The organism is Kitasatospora sp. NPDC053308, assembly GCF_055585785.1.
Genome location: NZ_JBVJJY010000010.1, coordinates 118,025 through 138,156, shown reverse-complemented (window position 1 = coordinate 138,156; position 20,132 = coordinate 118,025). Strand labels below are relative to the sequence as shown.

Genomic DNA, 20,132 nt, shown 5'->3' with positions numbered 1-20,132 from the left:
CGCCCATGACCACCGCACCCGCCCACACCAGCCCCCAGGCCGCGATGCGCCTGCGCGAACTCGTCTTCGGCGCCGCCTGCGCCGCCGCCGTCCGCGCGGCCGCCCGGCTCGGCGTCGCCGACGCGCTCGGCGACAGCCCGACCACCGTCACCGAACTCGCCGCCGCGCTCGACACCGAACCCCGCCAGTTGCGCCGCCTGCTGCGCGCCCTCACCTGCTACGGCATCTTCGCCGAGAGCGGCGAGGACCGCTTCGAGCACACCGAGATGTCCCGCCTGCTGCGCGAGGACGCCCCCAACTCCCTGCGCTACATCTCCCTCTGGTGCACCGAGCCGTGGACCTGGGAGGCCTGGCCGAAGCTGGACGAGGCGGTCCGCTCCGGCCGCAACGTCTTCCCCGAGCTGTTCGGCAAGGAGTTCTTCGACTACCTGCACAGCGAGGGCGGCGACTCGGCGAAGGTCTTCGACAAGGCGATGACCACCTCCAGCCGGCAGTCCGCCCAGGACTTCGCCGACTACCTGGACCTCACCGGCGTCGACTCGGTGGTCGACATCGGCGGCGGCCAGGGCCACGTGCTGGCCAGCCTGCTGGAGAAGCACCCGGCGCTGCACGGCACCCTGCTCGACCTGCCCAAGGTCGTGGCCGGCGCCGACCCTCGGCTGCGGGACGGCGGCGCCTTCTCCGCCCGCGCCCGCCTGGTGCCGGGCGACTGCCGGGTGGACATCCCGGTCAGCGCCGACCTCTACATCATCAAGAACATCCTGGAGTGGGACGACGAGAGCACCCGCCGCACCCTCGCCAACGTGGTGAAGGCGGCCCGCCCCGGCGCCCGCGTGGTGGTCGTGGAGAACCTCGTCGACAACAGCCCGTCGATGCGCTTCACCACCGCCATGGACCTGCTGCTGATGCTCAACGTCGGCGGCGCCAAGCACTCCGAGGCGAGCATGGTCCGGCTGATGGAGGAGGCCGGCCTCATGGTCACCGAGGTCTGCCCGGTCAACCCCTACCTGCACGCCTTCGAGGCCACCGTCCGCGGCTGACCCCGGACACCCGAGGACCCCGACAGCCGAGGACCCCGGACACCCCGCACACCCGACGACCGCCGGCCCCCGACTTCCCGGGGGCCGGCGGTCGTCCGCGTGCGGGGCGGTGCGGGGCCCGGTGCGCGGCGTCAGGCCTTGCGGGAGGACTCCAGGTGGGCGAAGACCACCACGTTGTCCAGGTAGTCGCGCCGCTTCTTGTCGTACGTGCCGCCGCAGGTGATCAGCCGGAGCTGGGCGTCGGGGGTCTTGCCGTACACCTTCTGGTCGGGGAAGGCGTTCTTGGCGAAGGTCTCCACCGAGTCGACCGAGAACACCGCGACGGTGCCGTCCGCGCGGCTCACCTCGACCTTGTTGCCCGGCAGCAGCAGGCTGAGCAGCAGGAACACCGCCGGGCCCTTGGTGGTGTCCACGTGCCCGGCGACGACCGCGCTGCCGCGCTCGCCCGGGGTCACGCCGTCCCGGTACCAGCCGACCAGGTTCTTGTCGTCCGGCGGCGGGGCGTTGAGCTGTCCGCCCGGGCCGAGGGTCAGCTCGGTGAACGGCGCGTCGACGCCGATCTGCGGGATCCGCAGCCTGGTCGGTGTGGCGCGCTTGAGCGCGGGTGCCGCCGGCGCCGCCGGGGCGGCCGGGGCGACCGCCGGCTGGGGGGAGGCGGCCGCCGCGGGGCCGGCGGCGGCGGACGCGGTGGCCGCCGGGGGAGCGGCCTGGGTGGCCGCCTCGTCGGTGCTCGGCCCGGTGTCCACCGAGTTGTAGATCAGCAGCAGACCGACCGCTGCCGCGCCCATCCCCGCGCGCAGCAGCCGGGACATTCCAGAGGCGGGACCGCCCGTCATTGCTCTCCTCCGCTCGACCTGGTCCGAACGGCCCGCCGCCCCCGGCGCGCCCCACCCAGGCGGGGGAGGCGCCCGGAGGCGGCGGAACCAGGGTGACCGGCGTCAGGCGACCGCGCCGGCGGCACGGCGGCCACGGCGCAGGGCGTAGGCACCGGCCCCGAGGCCGCCGAGCAGCAGGACCGCGCCGGAGGCGAGCCCACCGCCGGACAGCGCCAGACCGCCGCCACCGGTGTGGACGCCGCCGTGCGGGGTCTTGTGGTCCTCGTCCTTGGCCTCGGAGCCCTTGTGCTCGCCCGAGCCCTTGTGCTCCTCGGTGCCCTTGTGCTCCTCGGAGGCGGCGCCCTTCGAGCTGTCGGAGCCCTTGGTACTGCTGTCCGAGCCCTTCATGCCGTCGGAGGCCTTCGAACCGTCGGAGGCCGGCTTGTCACCGGGCTTGTCCTGCTTCTCCTGCCAGGTGAGGTTCTTGCCCTGGTCGGCGGAGCCGTCGGCGAAGGCCATGGGGGTGCCGACGGTCAGGACGGCGGCGACGGCCGCCCCGGCGAGCAGCGTGCGTGCAGAACGCATGAGGATGATCCTTCCGGCGCGCGGGCCGCGACTGCCGGCACGGTGCCGGGCAAGGGGACTCGCGGGAGGTGCGCCTGATCCACCGTCAACCACCGTGCCGCCGCCTGCCACCGGAGCGTGGCGGCACCGGTGCGGACTGTGCGCCCTTCGGGTGGAGTCCCGGGTGTGTTCACCCGGGTGCCCGGGCGATCCGGGTGATTCCGCCCCGGAAGCCGGGACGACACCCCTCGTACGGGGGAGCGCACCAGCGCGCCGCGCCCGGGCCGCAGCCGCCCCGGGGCGGGCCCATGGGCCCGCCCCGGGTACCCGGCCCGGCGCGCCCCCCGATGCGGCCCGCTCCCCTACCCGCCCCGGCGCGCGCACATGGGCCCGCCCCCGGCGCACGGCCGGGGGCGGGCCCATCGGGGGCGCTGCGGCTCAGCGGTCCCAGCGGTAGAACTCCCGCGCCATCGCGTCCTTCGGCTCGCGCCAGGTGGCCGGGTCGTAGGCCTGGACGAAGGCGGTCAGGCGGTCGCTGACGCTCCGGAACTCCGGGTGCCCGACGACCTTGGCGACGGCCGGGCCCGGCGGGCGGTCAGCCTCGATCAGGTGCAGGTAGACGTCACCGAACTGGAAGAGGCTGCGGCCGGTCACCCCGATCAGGTGCGGCAGTTCGCCCTGGTCGGACTCCGCGAACACCTCGGCGATGTCCGGCGCCGCCTCGGGCTTCATCCGGGCGACGATCAACGCCCGGTGCAGGCCGCTCACAGCTCCGCCGCCCGCTTCTCGACCTTCTCGCGGATCAGCTGCATCTGGATCCGCGAGTTCTTGTTGATGTGGTTGACCATCCCCTCGTCGTCGACCGGGGCGGTGGGCTTCATCGCGAAGTCCTGGACCCAGCGCATCCTGGTGCCGGCCGGGACCTCCGCGTACTCCCAGCGGATGTCCATGAACTCGAACGGGCCGGGCTCGACCCGGCGGGCGCGCACCGCCAGCTCGGACTTGTCGGTGGTGCGCTCGGAGACCCAGCTCCACACCTGGCCGTTCTCGTCCGGGTGCATGGTGAGCCGGAACCGCACCCGGTCGCCGTCGCGCTCCAGGACCTCGACCGAGGCGTACTCGCTGAACAGGTCCGGCCAGTTCTCCAGGTCGTTGGTGATCTCCCAGACCAGGTCGAGCGGCGCGGCGATGACGATCTCGTTGTCCGTGTGTCCGGGCACCTCAGGCACCCGCCTTCGCGGAGAGCGAGGAGTTGACCAGCTCCAGGAACTCGGCCGGGGTCTTCGCGGACTCGGCGCCGGAGGTGACCTTGAGGCCGTGCCGGTTCTCCAGCTCGCCGACGATGCCGAGCAGTCCGAGCGAGTCGACGCCGAAGGCGTCGAAGTGCGCGCCCGGCTGCGCCAGGTCGTCCGGGTCGACGGTGACGCCTGCCCGGGCCTGCAGCAGCGCGGCGAGTTCCGGATAGCTGAGGGTGTTGCTCACGGGATGTCCCTTCGAGATGTGACGGAGTGGTTCAGGACCGTTCCCCGCGCCGGAGCACCAGCGCGGAGTTGGAGCCCATCAGCCCGCGGCTGAGCACCAGGGCGGTGCGCAGCTCGGCCGGACGGGCGTGGTCGGTCACCAGGGCGAGGTCGTGGCAGACCTCGGTGACGTTGGGGGTGGGCGGCAGGACGCCGTCCTCCATGGCCAGCACGGCGGCGGTCACGTCCAGCAGCGGGGCGCCGCAATAGGCCCGCCCGGTACCGGTCTTGGGCGCGGTGACCGGGACGCGCTCGGCGGCCGGGCCGAGCGCGTCCGCCAGCGCCAGCGCCTCCGCCCGGTCGGCGGCGGGCACGCCCAGCGCGTCCGCGAAGACCACGTCGATCTCCTCGGGCGCGATCCGGGCCTCGTCCAGCGCGATCCGGATCGCGGCGGCCAGCCCCTCCCGGGACTCCGTCCAGCGGGAGGCCCCGGTGAAGGTGGCGCCGTGGCCGGCCAGCTGCGCCCGGACGTTGGCGCCGCGCCGCCGGGCCGCCTGCTCGTCCTCCAGCATCAGCATCGCGCCGCCCTCGGCGGGGGCGAAGCCGCAGGCCCGCGCGGTGAACGGCAGGTAGGCCTCCTCGGCCCGCTCGGCGAGGCTGAGCTCCGGGTAGCCGAGCTGGCAGACCATCGAGTACGGCGCGAGCGGGGCCTCGGCGGCGCCGACCACCACCGCGTCGGTGCCGCGGCCGATCGAGCGGGCGGCGTGCGCGAGGGCGTCCAGGCCGCCGGCCTCGTCGCTGGCGACCACGCCGCACGGGCCCTTGTAGCCGCCGCGGATGGAGATCTGGCCGGTGCTGGCCGCGTAGAACCAGGCGATGGACTGGTACGGCCCGACGAACTGCGGCCCCTGGCCCCAGAGTTGCTGGAGCTCGCGCTGGCCGAACTCGCCGCCCCCGGAGCCCGCCGCGGTCACCACGCCGACCGCGAAGGGCTGGTCCGGGTCGGGCCGGAAGCCGGCGTCCGTCACCGCCAGGTCGGCGGCGGCCATCGCGTAGTGCGTGAACCGGTCGGTCTGCACCAGGTAGCGGTTGTCGATCGCGGACCGCGGTTCGAAGTCCCGCACCTGGCCCGCGATCCGGAGCGGCAGCTCGGTGCAGCCCTCGCGGGATATCCGGTCGAGGACGCTCACGCCCTGCCTGGTGGCCTTCCAGAAGGCGTCGGCTCCGACCCCGTTCGGCGCCACCACGCCGAGGCCGGTGACCACCGCCCGGCGGCCCTGCTGACGTGACGTCATGGAACTCACCCCGTTCTGTTGAGCACGACGGCGGACTGGAATCCGCCGAATCCGCTGCCGACCGAGAGGATGTGGCTCAGCGGCAGCTCGCGCGCGGTGCGCGGCACGTAGTCGAGGTCGCACTCCGGGTCGGGAGTCTCGTAGTTGGCGGTCGGCGGCACGACGCCGTGGGCGAGCGCCAGGGTGCAGGCGACGACCTCGATGGCGCCGATCGCGCCGAGCGAGTGCCCGACCATCGACTTGATCGAGCTCATCGGGGTCGCGAAGGCGTGCTCGCCGAGCGAGCGCTTGACCGCCGCGGTCTCGTGCCGGTCGTTCTGCTTGGTGCCGGAGCCGTGCGCGTTGACGTAGTCGACGTCGGTGCGGTCGACCCTGGCGTGGGCGAGCGCGTGGTCGATCGCCCGGGACATCTCCAGCCCCTCCTTGGTGAGGCCGGTCATGTGGTACGCGTTGCCGAAGGTGGCGAAGCCGCCGACCTCGCCGTAGATCCGGGCGCCGCGCCGGCGGGCGTGCTCCAGCTCCTCCAGCACCAGGACGGCGCCGCCCTCGCCGAGGACGAAGCCGTCGCGGTCGGCGTCGAAGGGGCGGGAGGCGTGCTGCGGGTCGTCGTTGCGCTCGCTGGTGGCCTTGATGGCGTCGAAGCAGGCCACGGTGATCGGGGAGATGGGGGAGTCGGAGGCGCCGGCGACGCAGATGTCGGCGCGGCCCTCCTCGACCGCCTGGAAGCCGTAGCCGATCGCGTCCAGCCCGGAGGTGCAGCCGGTGGAGACGGTCTGCACCGGGCCGCGGGCGCCGGTGCGCTCGGCCACCGCAGAGGCCAGCGTGCTGGGCGCGAAGGCCCGGTGCAGCTGCGGCTCCGCCCGCCGGTGGTCCACGTCCCAGCGCGCGCCGCCGGCGCTGACCAGGGCGTAGTCGTGCTCCAGCCGGGTGGTGCCGCCGACGGCGGTGCCGAGCGAGACGGCGATCCGCCACGGGTCCTCGGCGGCGAGGTCCAGTCCGGCGTCGGCGATCGCCTCGTCCGCCGCGACCATCGCGAACTGGACGTAGCGGTCGGCCCGTTGGACGTCCTCCGGGCCCAGCCCGTGGGCCGCCGGGTCGAAGTCGACCTCGGCGGCGATCCGGGAGCGGAACCCGGTGGGGTCGAAGAGCGTGATGCCCCGGGTCGCGGTGCGGCCGGCCGTGAGGAGGTCCCAGAACGCCGGGACCCCGACTCCGCCGGGCGCGACCACCCCGATCCCGGTGACGGCGACGCGCCGGGTCACGAGGCCACCTTGGCGTGTTCCGGCGGGCCGGAGGCCGCGCCCTCCTCGGTGGTCACGTGGCCGAGGTCGGGACGCGGGGCGAGCGGCCCGAGGTGGAAGACCATCCGGGCCTCGGTGTCGCCGACGTTGCGGAAGCGGTGGCGCATGTTGATCGGGATCATCAGCCCCTGGTCGGGCTTGAGCGGGTGGGGCTTCCCGTCCAGGTCCACCTCCAGCTCGCCGCAGACGACGAACACGAACTCCTCGGAGTACGGGTGGTAGTGCTCGCCGATCCGCTCACCGGGCTTGACGATCGCCAGGCCCATGAAGCCGCTGGTCGCCCCGCAGCTGGTCGGGGTCAGCATGGTGCGGAGCTCGGCGCCGTGCCGGCGGTTCTCCGGCGCCTCGTCGACGTTGACGATCCGTGGGTACTGCGTGGTCATGGTGGTCTTCCTCCGGTGCGCTCGGGAGTGGACGGAACGTCAGGGCTGGCGGGGGTCGGAGCTGCGGTCGGTGACCGGGTTCATGGCGCGGGCGGCGAGGAAGGCGCCGAGCCCGGCGACGGTGCGCAGGTCGCCCTGGGGTCCGAGGTCGAGCAGCCGGCCGAACACGGCCGCCTCGTGGTCGTCCGCGACGCCCAGGGCGGCCGCCGGGTCGGCCTCGGCCGGCACCCGCAGGTCGACCAGGCGCACCACCACGTCCTCGCGCTGGAAGACGGTGCTCGCCGCGACCGGCCCGGTCGGGTCGGCGGTGGCCAGGTTGTCGTACTCGGCCAGCAGCTCGGCCACGGCCTGCCCCTGGCCGGGGCGGACGGGGTAGAGCACGGCGTGCCGGTGCAGCCGGCCGGAGGCGGGGGCGCTGGCGATCGCCTGGTGCTTGGCGGGCAGCGCGGCCCTGGCGAAGAACGCCCGGGCGGCCTGCGGGTCGCCCAGCTGACGGGCCTCCTCCAGGAACGGGTTGATGGCCTCCTCCACGGCCCGCACCTCGGGCTGCATCGCCACGTGGCGCAGCGCGTCGCCCAGGTCGCCGACCACCTCGACGGCCCGCACCACCCGGTTGCCGTGCATGAACAGCGAGGTGCGCTGCAGCCGGGTGTGCTCGTCCACCTCGGCCTTCGGGGAGGCGTAGCCGGACAGGATCCGCGCCACCTCGGGCTCGCTGCCGGGCTTGACGGTGAAGGTCAGCGCGTGGCGGACCACGCCGTCCGGGCCGGGCTCGGCCTTCGGCGGGCCGACGTGCCCGGCGGGCGTGGTGCGCGGCAGCCCGGGCGGCACCTCCATCGGGGCCCGGGTGCCGGTGGAGCCGGCCGCCGAGGTCTCGCGCAGGACGGCGTAGCGCAGCGAGCGGAAGTTGTCGCTGACGCAGCCGTGCATCGGCTTGACCATCTCGCGGTGGGCCGGGCTGTCCACCCACTCCAGGAAGGTCTCCTGGTCCTCCCACTCGCTGGTGATCAGCCACTGCCGCGGGTCGTTGATGGACTGGCAGAGCTGGTCGCTGACGTGGCCGGGGACCGAGGCCACCTGGTGGCGCAGCTGCTCGTAGACGTCGAGGAAGCGCTGCTGGGCGCCGTCCTGGATCTCCAGCATCAGCACCACCCGCAGCCGCGTGTCGGACTCGTCCTGCTGCTTCGGCTGGGGTTCGGACAGAGTTGTCATGATCCACTTTCTGCTCTGGGCCGCACGCCGCGGGCCGTGTCGGCCGTGCCCGGCGGGTGCTCCCCGGCCTGGGAGGCGGTGCGGTGGCGGTTCGGCCCGGGCGGTCGGCGCCAGGCCTGAGGTCGATCGTGGGCGGCGCACCGGGCGCGGCGCGAGATTTGCGGGCCATCCGGGCGAAGGGGCGGCAGAGCGGGCCCGCAGCGGGGGATGGAAGAGCGGGGCCCGGGCGGAGCGGGCCCCTCCACGGCGGCGCCGAACCCAGTCACCGGGCCGCGGAATCCCCTTACAGGGTGGAGCAATTGATGAATCCGAAGATCGACGACCGGGTGCCGGTCCTGATCGTGGGCGGCTCGCTGGTCGGACTGTCGGCCTCACTCTTCCTCGGCCGGCTCGGGGTCAAGCACCTGCTGGTCGAGAAGCACGCCGACACCTCGCACCACCCGCGCGGCCGGGGCAACAACGTCCGCACGATGGAGCTGTACCGGGTGGCCGGGATCGAGCCGGCGATCCGCGAGGCGGCCTCGATCCTCGCCCCCAACCACGGCATCCTCCAGGCGCCCTCGCTGACCGGCGCCGAGCAGGAGTGGCTGTTCCGCGAGATCGACCCGGGCGGCCGGCTCGCCCGGTTCAGCCCCAGCTCCTGGTGCCTGTGCAGCCAGAACGACCTGGAGCCGGTGCTGCAGCGCGCGGCCCGCGAGCTCGGCGGCGACGTCCGGTTCAGCACCGAGCTGATGTCCTTCGAGCAGGACGCCGACGGCGTGACCTCGGTGCTGCGCAGCCGGGAGACCGGCGAGGAGCGGGTGGTGCGCTCGGAGTTCCTGGTCGCGGCGGACGGCCCGCGCAGCCCGGTCCGCGAGCGCCTGGGCATCGGCCAGAGCGGCAAGGGCGAGCTGTTCCACAACGTCAGCATCACCTTCCGGGCCAAGCGGCTGGCCGAGGCGGTCGGCGACCGCCACTTCATCGCCTGCTACCTGACCAACCCGGAGGCGGACGGCGCGCTGCTGCCGGTGGACAACCAGGAGGAGTGGGTCTTCCACGCGCCCTGGCACCCCGAGCACGGCGAGCCGCTGGAGGCCTTCACCGACGAGCGCTGCGAGCGGCACATCCGCACCGCTGTCGGGATGCCGGAGCTGGACGTCGAGGTGACCGGCCGGGCGCCCTGGCACGCCGCCGAGCGGGTGGCCGACCGCTACGGCAGCGGGCGGGTCTTCCTCGCCGGGGACTCCGCCCACGAGATGTCGCCGACCGGCGCCTTCGGCTCCAACACCGGCATCCAGGACGCCCACAACCTGGCCTGGAAGCTCGCCGCCGTGCTGTGCGGCTGGGCCGGGCCGCAGCTGCTGGAGACGTACGAGCAGGAGCGCCGGCCGGTCGCCCGGGTGACCAGCGAGCGGGCCTCGGCCCGCTCCGCCGAGCACAGCCACCCGGGCTACGCGGTGGTGCCGGGCGTCGGCCGGCAGGCCGGGGTGCTCGCGGTGGCGCTCGGCTACCGCTACCCGGTCGGCGCGGTGGTCGGCGCGGACCGGGCGGGCGCCGTCGTCCCCGAGCAGTTCGAGTCGACGGGCGAGCCGGGCAGCCGCGCCCCGCACCAGTGGCTGCGGCGCGCCGGGGTGAAGCTCTCCACGCTGGACCTGTACGAGCAGGCGATGGTGCTGCTCACCGGTCCGGAGGGCGCCGCCTGGCACCCGGCCGGCCGACGGGCGGCGGACCGGCTGGCCATGCCGCTGGACACCTACCGGATCGGTGACGGTGCCGAGGACGACCTGGCCCCGGAGCCGGGCACCGACTTCGCCGCGCTGCACGGCGTCGGCCCGCAGGGTGCGGTCCTGGTCCGCCCGGACGGCTTCGTCGCCTGGCGCTCGCCCGGCCCGGCGCCCGACCCGGAGGGCGAACTGGCCGTGGCGCTGCGGACGGTGCTGGGGCTCTGAGACACGCGGAAGGGCCCGCCGGTCGTCCTGCGACCGGCGGGCCCTTCGTGACGGTTCGGACCGGGGATCAGTGACCGCCCGCGTCGACCACCTCGACGTCGGCGACCTCACGCTGGATCGCGTCGGCCGGCAGGGCCACCCGGATCGCCCAGAAGTAGATGCCGAGGGCGAAGACCGCCACCACGCCCATGTCGTACCACATCGGGATCCGGCCGGTGCCGTCGCCGAAGCCGCCCTGCCAGGAGATCAGGCCGAGGCCCAGCAGGTAGACCGGCAGCCACTGGGCGGACTTCCAGCTCAGCCGGGGCGCGTTCGGCAGGCCCTTGCGGATCGCGTACCAGGCGTAGCCGCCGAGCAGGGCGTAGCCGAGCACGATGGCCATGCCCAGGCGGGACAGGGTGTGCCAGCCGGACCAGTAGATGATCAGGCTGGAGACCACGAACGCGGCCGGGGAGATGATCTCGCCGAAGGGCAGCCGGTAGGAGCGCTCGTGGTTCGGCAGCCGGCGGCGCAGCGCGCCGAAGGCCAGCGGGGCGCCGGCGTACATCAGCACGCTGGCGGAGGTGATGAAGCCGACCAGCTCCTGCCAGCTCGGGAAGGGCAGGAAGCAGATCACACCGGTGATGAACGACATGACCAGGCCGAACCACGGCACGCCGTTCTTGTCCAGCTTCTCGAACGTCTGCGGCGCGTAGCCGTTCTTGCTCAGGCCGTAGGAGATGCGGGAGGTGGAGGTGGTGTAGATCAGGCCGGTGCCGCCGGGGGAGACGATGGCGTCGAAGTACAGCACCCAGGAGAGCCAGCCGAGGCCGACCAGGGTGGCGAGGCCGGCGAACGGGCCCTCGATGCCGGGGAAGTCGAGCTTGTCCCAGCCGTGGACGAAGGAGCTGACCGGCAGCGAGCCGATGAAGGCGACCTGCAGCAGGACGTAGATCAGGGTGCCGATGGCGACCGAGCCCAGCACGGCGCGGGGGATGTCGCGCTTGGGGTTGCGGCTCTCACCGGAGATCTGGATGGCCTGCTCGAAGCCGAGCAGCGCGAAGATGATGCCGCTGGAGCTGATCGCGGCGAGCACGCCCTTGGCACCGAACGGCGCGAAGCCGTGCGAGGTGAAGTTGGAGGCGTGGAAGTTGGTGATCGACAGCGCCAGGATCGTGAGCAGCGGGACGCCGATCTTGAGCCAGGTCGCGATCGAGTTGGTGGCCGCCAGGACCCGCACACCGAGGAAGTTGACCGCGACGAAGACGCCCATCAGCAGCACCGCGACGATGAAGCCGCTGGTGGTGAGGGTGCCGTTGGCGTTGAGGAAGCTCTTGGCGAAGTGCCAGTGGCCCGCGTAGCCGATCATCGCCTCGACCTCGATCGGGGCGACGGTCGCGGCCTGGAGCCAGGAGAACCAGCCGAAGGACATGCCGGCGAGGCCGCCGAAGGCGTAGTGCGGATAGCGCGCGGTGCCACCGGCGACCGGGAACATCCCGCCGAGCTCGGCGTGCACGAACGCGAGGAGCACGATCGCGACCGCGCCGATGCCCCAGGAGAGGAGGGCCGCCGGTCCGGCGGCGACGACGGCGTTCTTCGCGCCGAACAGCCAGCCGGAGCCGATGATCGAGCCGACCGAGGCCCACATGAGGCCGATGAGGCCCACGTGGCGCTTGAGCGACCGGTTGGTGGTGCCGGAATCGGTGCCGGTGCTCTGCCCGGGCGGCGAGACCTGGTTGAGGGAAGCCATGGACGATCTCTCTGTGTGTGGGGGCTCCGGGATGGACGGAGCGCGGAGAGTTGCCACACAGTAGGGCTATTCAGAGAGCTCTGCACAGATTTCATTACTGAATGTTTACTTTCTTTGCCAGAGATCCGTCCTGGTAGGAGGCATTGTGTTCAGTCGTCTGTTACGTTACTTGAGGGTAAGTTCAAGATTTGAGCATGGATTGAGCTTTCGCCTCCGCGGCCGCACCATGGACGCCCCGGGCGATTCATGGAAATGACATTTTCTGCATAGCGATGCGTCAGGCCCGGGTGGAGACGGACCCCGGGCCCGCTGCACCGGGTCGGACGGGTCGGTACGCTGGCCCCGTGCGTCTCGTGATCCTTCCCCCGCCGGCCCGCTAGCGGGCGGCCCACTCCACCCACCCGGCCCGGCGGGACCCGCCCGCAGCCGGGGCGATGACTGCCGCCCGCGCACCCCGCGGACACCGACCGGCCCTCATCGTGGAGCAACGACGCATGACCTCGTACGCCGCCGTGCCCTTCCGGCACGGCCTGCTGTCCATTTCCGCCGCCGCCGTCGCCTGGGGTGCGGGCGGCGCCGTGGCCGCGCTGCTGATGCGCACCAGCGGCCTCGGCCCGGTGGCCGTCTCCTGCTGGCGCTTCGGCGTCGCGGCGCTCTGCCTGGCCCTGCTGCCGGCCGGCTCCCGCCCCGCGCGGCGGGGCCGGGCCGGGTGGGGTGCTCCGGTGCTGACCGGGCTCGGCCTGGCCGTCAGCCAGTGCGCCTACTTCGGCTCGGTGCGCTACGCGGGCCTGGGGCTGGGCACCCTGATCACCATCGGCGCCGGGCCGGTGCTCACCAGCCTCGGCGCCCACGTGCTGCTCGGGGAACGCCTCACCCGCCGCGCGCTGGCCGCCGTCGCGTCGGCCCTCGCCGGGCTCGTCCTGCTGGTCGCCACCCCGGCGGCCGGCCCGCGCCCGGCGCTCGGCGTCGCCCTGGCCGTCCTCGCGGGGGCCGGACAGAGCGGGCTCACCCTCTGGGCCCGGGGCGGCGGCTCGGCCCGGGCCTCCACCGGCGCCTTCACCACCGGGCTGCTCTGCCTGCTCCCGCTCGCCGCCGCCCAGGGCGTCCTGCCGACGGCCGGGGACCCGGCGGTGACCGCGAGCGCCCTGCTCTTCCTCGGCACGGTGCCCACGCTACTCGCCTACCGCTGGTACTTCGCCGGGCTGACGGCCGTCCCGGGCGCGACGGCGGCGGTGCTGGTGCTGCTGGAGCCGGCCACCGCGGCGGTGATCGGGGTGCTGTTCCTCGGCGAGCCCGTCACCGCGGGGCTGGTGGCGGGCTCGGTGCTGCTGCTGGCCGCGATCGCGGCGCTGGCCCGCGGCTAGCGGCGGGCCCGGACCGTTCGAGCCGCAGCCGCAGTGGCGGAGCGCCGCCGCGGCTGCGGCCGTCCGGTCAGATGGTCCAGGCGACCGGGTAGTTGACGATCGGGGTGAACGTCACGCCGACCGCCTCCGCCTCCGCGCGGGCGTCGACCACCATCTCCTTCAGGTGGTCCAGCTGCCGCGCGTGCTCGACGGAGTCCCAGACGCTGACATGGACGGCCGAGCCCTCCGGCGAGACGCCCGCGTAGAAGTAGAAGTGGACGAGCCCCGGCAGCCGTCGGATGGCCGGGATCAGGTAGGCCGACGTCCTGGTGTTCATCGCGTCGACCTCCTCGAACCGGCTCGGGTCGAAGGTCGCGCGGGAAAGGCGGACATGGGCGGTGGCCGGCAAGGGCTCGGTCATGGTGATCCCCCAGCGTCGATGAGTGACGTTCCGAGCCGGAGCATAGGCGTCGCGGCGCGGCGGGCGCAGGCGTCGCGGCCACCCGGGCGGGCGTCCTGTGGTCGCAGCGGGCGGGCGGCCGTGCTGGGGTGGTCGGCATGAAGCGCTCACACCTGGCCCGGCCGGCCGCCGCGACCGTGGCAGTCCTCCTGTTCTCCGCCGTCGGGGCCGCGGTCGCCGACGCCGCTGTTGCGGTACCGACCGGGCTCCGGGACGTCACCGCCGGGCAGTGCCGCGACGCCGGCGGGCACGTCGAGGGCAGCGGCTACTGCGTCGACGCGCTCGGGGACGACGGGTGGGGCCAGCCCATCGACGGCCAGGCGATCAACCCGGACCCGCGCCCCGGGCAGGAGTGAGCCGCCCGCCCGGAGCGCCGGTCCGCCTCACGGCACCGGCCGCAGGCTCACCGGGGCCGGGGTGAGGGCGCGCAGGACCAGGTCGACGTGGACCTTGGCGGCTCCCGCGCGGTGGAGCGCGGCGGCGACCGTCCGTAACTCCTCCGGGCCGGTGCAGGCGAGGCGGAGCTCCAGGTCCACCTCGCCGGCCAGGGCGAGGCCGCTCTGGACGGCGGGGAACTCGGCCGCCAGGCGGTCGAAGTCCAGCGGGACGGGGCCGTAGCTGACCCGGGCGATCGCGTGCAGGGAACGGGCCGGGCGGGGGTGCGCCTCGGCGCCCAGGCCGTCCAGGCCGTCCAGGCCGCCCGGGACGAGCTGGAGCGGGGCCGTCACCGGCGCTGGAGCTGTGCGGTCGGGGCCGGGGCGGGCGTCACCGCGGGAGCGGTGACGGGCGGGGCGACCAGCCTCGGGTCCAGCACCAGGGTGTCCACCCCGAGCGGGGCGGTGAGGTCGCGCAGGGCGGGCTCGCTCAGCTCGGTGTGCGCCTGGCCCGGCCCGAGGAGCGCGACGAGGCCCTCGGGGCTGGAGAATCCGACCGCGCAGCGGCGGCCGTCGCGCAGGCGGAACAGGCGGAGTGCGGTGGTGCGGCCGGTGCCGGAGGTGGTGACCGGTACGTGCCAGACGACGCGGGCCATGCGGATGCTCCCGGGTGGGTGGTGGTTCCTGCCGGAACTGCTCCCTCGACGCTAGGGCGGCTCGCCCCCGGCGTCGCCGGTCCTGACGCGGCGTTGACCGAATGGGGTGGTGCGTTGACGCACTCCTGACGTCGGGCTCACCCGGGTGGACCACACCCGTCACCCGGGACGCTCCGTTTGCCCCGCGTCCCGCCTCGGACGACCGTGGATGCTGACCCCCGCCGTCCGCGGGAGCGCCCCCGAGGGGACCGGCGCGCGCTCCGGAGCGGGGGGAGGTGGAGCGAGGGGCCCGTGACGAGATATCTTGACGTCAAGACGTTGGAGACGTGAAGCGGAGTACCGATGACTGACTCGACCATCATCTATACGCACACCGACGAGGCTCCGGCCCTGGCGACCTACTCGTTCCTGCCGGTGGTCCAGGCCTACGCCTCGACCGCGGGTGTGCGGGTGGAGACCCGCGACATCTCCCTGGCCGGGCGGATCATCGCGAGCTTCCCGGAGCGTCTGACCGAGGAGCAGCGGATCGGCGACGCCCTGGCCGAGCTGGGTGAGCTGGCCAAGACCCCGAGCGCCAACATCATCAAGCTGCCGAACATCTCGGCCTCCGTGCCGCAGCTGAAGGCCGCCATCGCCGAGCTGCAGGCCCAGGGCTACGCCCTGCCGGACTACCCGGACGACCCGCAGACCGACGAGGACAAGGACGTCCGCGCCCGTTACGACAAGGTCAAGGGCAGCGCCGTCAACCCGGTCCTGCGCGAGGGCAACTCGGACCGCCGCGCCCCGCTGTCGGTCAAGAACTACGCCAAGACCCACCCGCACCGCATGGGCGCCTGGACCCCCGAGTCCAAGACCAACGTCGCCACCATGGGCGAGAACGACTTCCGGTCCACCGAGAAGTCCGCCGTGATCGCGGCCGACGGCGCCCTGCGCATCGAGCTGCTCGGCGCGGACGGCACCACCACCGTGCTGCGCGAGAAGGTGCCGGTGCTGGCCGGCGAGGTCGTCGACGCCTCCGTGATGCGCGCCGCCGCCCTCAACACCTTCCTGGCCGCCCAGGTGGCCCGGGCCAAGGCCGAGGGCGTGCTGTTCTCGGTGCACCTCAAGGCCACCATGATGAAGGTCTCCGACCCGATCATCTTCGGCCACGTGGTGCGCGCCTTCTTCCCGAAGACCTTCGCCGCCCACGGCGCTGCCCTGGCCGCCGCCGGTCTGAACCCGAACAACGGCCTCGGCGGCATCCTGGCCGGCCTGGACGCGCTGCCGAACGGTGCCGAGATCAAGGCCTCCTTCGAGGCCGAGCTGGCCGAGGGCCCCGCCCTCGCCATGGTCGACTCCGACAAGGGCATCACCAACCTGCACGTGCCGAGCGACGTCATCGTCGACGCCTCGATGCCGGCCATGATCCGCACCTCCGGCCACATGTGGGGCCCGGACGGCCAGGAGGCCGACACCCTCGCCGTGCTGCCGGACAGCAGCTACTCCGGCGTGTACCAGGCCGTCATCGACGACTGCCGCGCCAACGGCGCCCTCGACCCGGCCACCATCGGCTCGGTGCCGAACGTCGGGCTGATGGCCCAGAAGGCCGAGGAGTACGGCTCCCACGACAAGACCTTCGAGATCGCCGAGGCCGGCACCGTCCGCCTGGTCGACGCCGAGGGCAACGTGGTGCTGGAGCAGGCCGTCGAGCCGGGCGACATCTTCCGCGCCTGCCAGACCAAGGACCTGCCGATCCAGGACTGGGTCAAGCTGGCCGTCACCCGCGCCCGCGCCACCGGCGACCCGGCGGTGTTCTGGCTGGACGAGACCCGCGCCCACGACGCGGTGCTGATCGAGAAGGTCAAGCGGTACCTCCCGGAGCACGACACCGAGGGCCTGCAGATCGAGATCAAGTCCCCGGTCGAGGCCACCAAGTTCTCGCTGGAGCGCATCCGCCGCGGCGAGAACACCATCTCGGTGACCGGCAACGTGCTGCGCGACTACCTGACCGACCTGTTCCCGATCCTGGAGCTGGGCACCAGCGCCAAGATGCTGTCGGTCGTCCCGCTGATGGCGGGCGGCGGCCTGTTCGAGACCGGCGCCGGCGGCTCCGCCCCGAAGCACGTCCAGCAGCTGGTCAAGGAGAACTACCTGCGCTGGGACAGCCTGGGCGAGTTCTTCGCGCTGGCCGCCAGCTTCGAGCACCTGGCCGCCAGCACCGGCAACGCCCGCGCGAAGGTGCTGGCCGACACCCTGGACCGCGCCACCGGCACCTTCCTCAACGAGGACAAGTCGCCGAGCCGCCGCCTCGGCGGGATCGACAACCGCGGCAGCCACTTCTACCTGGCCATGTACTGGGCCCAGGAGCTGGCCCGGCAGACCGCCGACGCCGAGCTGGCCCAGGCGTTCGACGGCCTGGCCAAGGCGCTGACCGAGCAGGAGCAGGCCATCGTGGACGAGCTGATCGCCGTCCAGGGTTCGCCGGTCGACCTCGGTGGCTACTACCAGCCCGACCCGGCCAAGGCCGCGGCCGTGATGCGCCCGTCGAAGACCTTCAACGAGGCGCTCGCCAACCTCGGCTGAACCGGGGACCGCTGAAGCACCGGGAGGCCCCCGGGTCCGTTCGCACGGACCCGGGGGCCTCCCCGCGTTCCGGGCGCGGGCAGGCCCCGGTCCGGTGCGCGGCGGGTCAGGCGCGGCCGAGCAGGGCCACGGCGGTGCCGACGGCCTCGCGCAGCAGCAGGTACGGGCCGTGCGCCAGCGGGCCGTCCGCGCCGATCACCTCGGCGGGGGCGCCGGCCCGGCGCGCGGCGAGCGCGGAGCGGACGGTGTGGAATCCGCTGGTCACCACCGTGCAGCGGTAGCCGGGGCGCTCGGTGCCCATCAGGGCGGCGCTGAACCGGAGGTTCTCGGCGGTGTTCACCGCCCGCTCCTCGCGCCGGATCCGCTCGGCCGGGACGCCCCGGGAGGCCAGGTACCGGGCCATCGCGGCGGCCTCGGTGCACCGCTCGTGCGGGCCCTTGCCGCCGGTGACCAGCACCAGCGGGGTGTGGCCGGCGGCCTCCTCGGCGGCGAGCCGGTCCAGCGCGGCCTCCAGGCGGGCCGCCAGCGCGGGCCCGGGCTCGCAGCCGTCCAGGGCGGCGCCCAGGACGACCAGGTAGTCGGAGCCGACGGCGGCGGACCGGCGGCGTCCGTGCCGCAGCGCGAAGCCGAGGAAGCCGAGCAGCCAGAGCAGGGCGGACCCGCAGAGCAGGACGGCGACGATCAGCAGGGCGTGCATGTCTGTTCGAACGCGTACGGCGGAACCCCCGTTCCGTGGTGGGAACGGGGGTTCTCGGGAACGTGGGTTCCGGTGCGGTCCCGGTGGGGGCGCCGCCGTGGTCAGCCGGCCTCCGTCGCGGGCGCGGCGGGCGCGGCCGGGGCTTCGGAGCCCGGGCGGCGGTCGCGCTTGTGCAGCGAGGCCAGGTAGGCGTTGTACGCCTCCAGCTCGGCGTCCCCGGAGCGGTCCTCGGCGCGGTCGCGGCGACGGGCCTGCCGCTGCTCGGAGCCCATCCACTGGTACACCAGGGCGATCAGCACGATCGCGGTCGGGATCTCGCCGAACGCCCAGGTGATCCCGCCGGCCAGCTTCTGGTCCTCCAGCAGGTTCGTCCCGGGCGGCGCGCCCTCGGCGGTGAACGTGGTGACCAGCGGGTGGCCGGCCATCATCACGGCCACGCCGAAGAAGGCGTGGAACGGCATCCCCATGAACAGCTCGATGATCCGCATCACGTGTCCGGGACGGTGCGGGCCCGGGTCCACCCCCATGATCGGCCAGAAGAAGGCCAGACCGGTGAACAGGAAGTGCACCATCATGAAGACGTGCCCGGCGCGGTACTGCATCAGGAAGTCGAACAGCGGGGTGAAGTAGACCCCGTACAGGCTCGCGATGAACAGCGGGATGGTGAACGCCGGGTGCGAGACCACCTTGACGTACCGGCTGTGCAGCAGCGCCACCAGCAGCTCGCGCGGCCCGCGCGGGCGGCCCTTGCCGGCCGGGCGCAGCGCCCGCAGGGACAGCGTGATCGGGGCGCCGAGCAGCAGCAGGATCGGCGTCAGCATGGACAGCACCATGTGCTGGATCATGTGTGCGCTGAACAGCACCATGCCGTAGTCGTTCAGCCCGGTGCAGGTCACCAGCAGCATGCTCAGGACGCCGGCCGTCCAGCCGACCATCCGGCCGACCGGCCAGCGGTCGCCGCGCCTGTACAGCCGGACCACGCCCGCCGCGTAGAGGCCCAGGGCGACCAGGCCGCCGAGCAGGAACGGCCAGTCCGGGGACCACGTCCAGAGGCTGGAGGAGGTGAACGGGCCGAGCTGGGTCATCCCTCCGTGGTGGTGCATGCCTGACATTCCGTCGCCCATCGGCGGGTCCTGCTTTCCGTCCTCGTGGCCCCGGGTTCGGGTCCGGTTCGCCCGTTTTGCTTGGCATACAGCCTAGGTGGGCCTTACCCCGGGCCCTGCCCCACCCCCTCCGTACGGGTGTCTCCCCACCGGGCGGCCCGCTGGCTAGACTGACCGGCCGGTCGGCAGGGAGGCCCGGCATGGCGACGGAACCACGTACGGCGGAGCGACGAGGATCGGTGGCGGACCCGGTGGTCGCGCTGACCGGGGCGACCGGCTTCATCGGGTCCGCCGTCCTGGCGGCCCTCACGGCGCGCGGTGTCCCGGTGCGGGCGCTGGCCCGCCGGGAGCCGGAGAACGCCGCTCCCGGGACGGCCTGGGTGCCGGGCGACCTCGCCGAGGGCGCCGGGCTGACCGAGCTCTGCGAGGGGGCCGGGGTGCTGGTCCACCTCGCCTCGCGGGTGGACGGCTGCGCCGAGGAGTGCGAGGCGGCGAACGTCCGCGGCACCGCCGCGGTGATGGCTGCCGCCGGCCGCGCCGGCGTGCGCCGGATCGTCCACCTCTCCACGACGGCGGTGTACGGCGAGGGTCCGCACGCGGGCATCGCGGTGGACGAGGTGCCGCCCGCCCCGCTGTCCGAGGCCAGCCGCACCCGGCTGCTCGGCGAGCGCCACGCGCTGGACGCCGGCGCGCTCGTGCTGCGCCCCGGGCTGGTGACGGGGACGGGCGACCGCTGGGTGGTGCCGGCCCTGGCCGAGCTGGTCCACCGGGTGCCGGTCCGCTGGGCGGGCGGCCGGGCCCGGCTGTCGGTCGTGGACCGCGCCGACCTCGCCCGGCTGATCACCGCGCTCGCGCTGGACGAGCACGCCGCCGCGCCGGGCATCCACCACGCCTCGCACCCCGAGCCCGTCCGCGCCGGGGACCTGCTCGCCGCCCTGGCCGCGCTCGGCCTGCTGCCCGCGCTGGACGGCCCGGAGGTGCCGGACGTCCCGTGGGAGGAGTGCCGCCGGCTGCTGGCCGCCGTGCCCGGACGGGTCTCCGAGCGGCAGTTCGCCCTGATCGCCCGGGACCACTGGTACCGCAGCGAGGAGGTCTGGCGGCTGGCCGCCTGCCCGCCCGGCCCCGGCCCGCTCGCCCGCCTTCCGGAGGCCGCCGCCTGGTACCGCTCCGCCCTCGGGCTCGCCGGGCCGCCGCGGGCCGGCTGAGGGCC

Annotated in this window: 21 protein-coding genes; 6 read left to right on the top strand and 15 right to left on the bottom strand. The window is 73.8% G+C overall.

The features are described 5' to 3' along the window. Window positions 1–5 precede the first annotated feature (5 nt). Window positions 6–1,040, top strand: coding sequence for a methyltransferase (locus ACZ6Y7_RS22990; protein WP_465759790.1), 1,035 nt, complete (start codon window positions 6–8; stop codon window positions 1,038–1,040). A gap of 131 nt (window positions 1,041–1,171) precedes the next feature. Here ACZ6Y7_RS22990 and ACZ6Y7_RS22985 read toward each other — a convergent pair whose 3' ends face one another. The 9 genes from ACZ6Y7_RS22985 to ACZ6Y7_RS22945 all read right to left on the bottom strand — a co-directional run bounded on the left by ACZ6Y7_RS22985 (window position 1,172) and on the right by ACZ6Y7_RS22945 (window position 8,070). Beyond that, window positions 1,172–1,876: a class F sortase gene (locus tag ACZ6Y7_RS22985; protein ID WP_465759789.1), complete on the bottom strand. Its 705-nt coding sequence runs from the start codon at window positions 1,874–1,876 to the stop codon at window positions 1,172–1,174. Window positions 1,877–1,978: 102 nt separating this feature from the next. After that, a complete protein-coding gene (locus tag ACZ6Y7_RS22980) occupies window positions 1,979–2,440 on the bottom strand; it encodes a hypothetical protein (RefSeq protein ID WP_465759788.1) in 462 nt (153 codons plus the stop codon). 417 nt (window positions 2,441–2,857) lie between these two features. Beyond that, a complete protein-coding gene (locus tag ACZ6Y7_RS22975; RefSeq protein WP_465759892.1) occupies window positions 2,858–3,178 on the bottom strand; it encodes a TcmI family type II polyketide cyclase in 321 nt (106 codons plus the stop codon). Between the two features lie 5 nt (window positions 3,179–3,183). Beyond that, the gene (locus ACZ6Y7_RS22970) at window positions 3,184–3,639 is read right to left on the bottom strand and encodes an SRPBCC family protein (protein WP_465759787.1); all 456 of its coding nucleotides are present in this window, start codon (window positions 3,637–3,639) and stop codon (window positions 3,184–3,186) included. Window position 3,640: 1 nt separating this feature from the next. Beyond that, window positions 3,641–3,901: an acyl carrier protein gene (locus tag ACZ6Y7_RS22965; RefSeq protein WP_465759786.1), complete on the bottom strand. Its 261-nt coding sequence runs from the start codon at window positions 3,899–3,901 to the stop codon at window positions 3,641–3,643. Between the two features lie 31 nt (window positions 3,902–3,932). After that, window positions 3,933–5,174 (bottom strand): beta-ketoacyl synthase N-terminal-like domain-containing protein, encoded by a 1,242-nt coding sequence (locus ACZ6Y7_RS22960; RefSeq protein ID WP_465759785.1) that lies wholly within the window; start codon window positions 5,172–5,174, stop codon window positions 3,933–3,935. Between the two features lie 5 nt (window positions 5,175–5,179). Continuing rightward, complete coding sequence (locus ACZ6Y7_RS22955; protein WP_465759784.1) at window positions 5,180–6,436, bottom strand: beta-ketoacyl-[acyl-carrier-protein] synthase family protein; 1,257 nt, start codon at window positions 6,434–6,436, stop codon at window positions 5,180–5,182. Next, on the bottom strand, window positions 6,433–6,858 hold the full coding sequence (locus ACZ6Y7_RS22950) for a cupin domain-containing protein (protein WP_465759783.1): 426 nt from the start codon (window positions 6,856–6,858) through the stop codon (window positions 6,433–6,435). The genes ACZ6Y7_RS22955 and ACZ6Y7_RS22950 overlap by 4 nt, the downstream gene beginning before the upstream one ends. Before the next feature lie 39 nt (window positions 6,859–6,897). Next, window positions 6,898–8,070: a SchA/CurD-like domain-containing protein gene (locus ACZ6Y7_RS22945; protein WP_465759782.1), complete on the bottom strand. Its 1,173-nt coding sequence runs from the start codon at window positions 8,068–8,070 to the stop codon at window positions 6,898–6,900. 302 nt (window positions 8,071–8,372) lie between these two features. Here ACZ6Y7_RS22945 and ACZ6Y7_RS22940 point away from each other — a divergent pair, with 302 nt between their 5' ends. Further along, window positions 8,373–9,998: an FAD-dependent oxidoreductase gene (locus tag ACZ6Y7_RS22940; RefSeq protein ID WP_465759781.1), complete on the top strand. Its 1,626-nt coding sequence runs from the start codon at window positions 8,373–8,375 to the stop codon at window positions 9,996–9,998. Window positions 9,999–10,065: 67 nt separating this feature from the next. On the opposite strand, the gene ACZ6Y7_RS22935 is transcribed toward ACZ6Y7_RS22940, so the two are convergent. Beyond that, window positions 10,066–11,727 (bottom strand): APC family permease, encoded by a 1,662-nt coding sequence (locus tag ACZ6Y7_RS22935; protein ID WP_465759780.1) that lies wholly within the window; start codon window positions 11,725–11,727, stop codon window positions 10,066–10,068. A gap of 494 nt (window positions 11,728–12,221) precedes the next feature. Between ACZ6Y7_RS22935 and ACZ6Y7_RS22930 the strand changes: the two genes are divergently transcribed. Next, a complete protein-coding gene (locus ACZ6Y7_RS22930) occupies window positions 12,222–13,091 on the top strand; it encodes a DMT family transporter (RefSeq protein WP_465759779.1) in 870 nt (289 codons plus the stop codon). Window positions 13,092–13,158: 67 nt separating this feature from the next. Here ACZ6Y7_RS22930 and ACZ6Y7_RS22925 read toward each other — a convergent pair whose 3' ends face one another. Beyond that, entirely contained in the window at window positions 13,159–13,491 is a 333-nt protein-coding gene (locus ACZ6Y7_RS22925; protein ID WP_465759778.1) for a hypothetical protein, read from the bottom strand. A 137-nt stretch (window positions 13,492–13,628) separates the two neighbouring features. Here ACZ6Y7_RS22925 and ACZ6Y7_RS22920 point away from each other — a divergent pair, with 137 nt between their 5' ends. Beyond that, window positions 13,629–13,886: a hypothetical protein gene (locus ACZ6Y7_RS22920; RefSeq protein WP_465759777.1), complete on the top strand. Its 258-nt coding sequence runs from the start codon at window positions 13,629–13,631 to the stop codon at window positions 13,884–13,886. A gap of 27 nt (window positions 13,887–13,913) precedes the next feature. Here the strand turns inward: ACZ6Y7_RS22920 and ACZ6Y7_RS22915 are convergent, their stop codons facing one another. After that, window positions 13,914–14,258, bottom strand: a complete 345-nt coding sequence (locus ACZ6Y7_RS22915; RefSeq protein ID WP_465759776.1) for a hypothetical protein — start codon at window positions 14,256–14,258, stop codon at window positions 13,914–13,916. Then, window positions 14,255–14,560, bottom strand: a complete 306-nt coding sequence (locus ACZ6Y7_RS22910; RefSeq protein ID WP_465759775.1) for an SAV_915 family protein — start codon at window positions 14,558–14,560, stop codon at window positions 14,255–14,257. The genes ACZ6Y7_RS22915 and ACZ6Y7_RS22910 overlap by 4 nt, the downstream gene beginning before the upstream one ends. Window positions 14,561–14,902: 342 nt before the next feature. On the opposite strand from ACZ6Y7_RS22910, the gene ACZ6Y7_RS22905 reads away from it, so the two are divergent. Next, window positions 14,903–17,122, top strand: coding sequence for an NADP-dependent isocitrate dehydrogenase (locus tag ACZ6Y7_RS22905; RefSeq protein WP_465759774.1), 2,220 nt, complete (start codon window positions 14,903–14,905; stop codon window positions 17,120–17,122). Window positions 17,123–17,228: 106 nt separating this feature from the next. Here ACZ6Y7_RS22905 and ACZ6Y7_RS22900 read toward each other — a convergent pair whose 3' ends face one another. Together ACZ6Y7_RS22900 and ACZ6Y7_RS22895 are read right to left on the bottom strand one after the other, a co-directional pair. Next, window positions 17,229–17,819 carry a YdcF family protein gene (locus ACZ6Y7_RS22900; RefSeq protein WP_465759773.1) on the bottom strand — a complete coding sequence of 197 codons (591 nt, stop codon included), beginning with the start codon at window positions 17,817–17,819 and terminating at the stop codon, window positions 17,229–17,231. A gap of 101 nt (window positions 17,820–17,920) precedes the next feature. Then, window positions 17,921–18,922 (bottom strand): cytochrome c oxidase assembly protein, encoded by a 1,002-nt coding sequence (locus ACZ6Y7_RS22895; RefSeq protein WP_465759772.1) that lies wholly within the window; start codon window positions 18,920–18,922, stop codon window positions 17,921–17,923. Between the two features lie 200 nt (window positions 18,923–19,122). Here ACZ6Y7_RS22895 and ACZ6Y7_RS22890 point away from each other — a divergent pair, with 200 nt between their 5' ends. Further along, window positions 19,123–20,127 carry an NAD-dependent epimerase/dehydratase family protein gene (locus ACZ6Y7_RS22890; RefSeq protein ID WP_465759771.1) on the top strand — a complete coding sequence of 335 codons (1,005 nt, stop codon included), beginning with the start codon at window positions 19,123–19,125 and terminating at the stop codon, window positions 20,125–20,127. The last annotated feature ends 5 nt before the right edge of the window (window positions 20,128–20,132 follow it).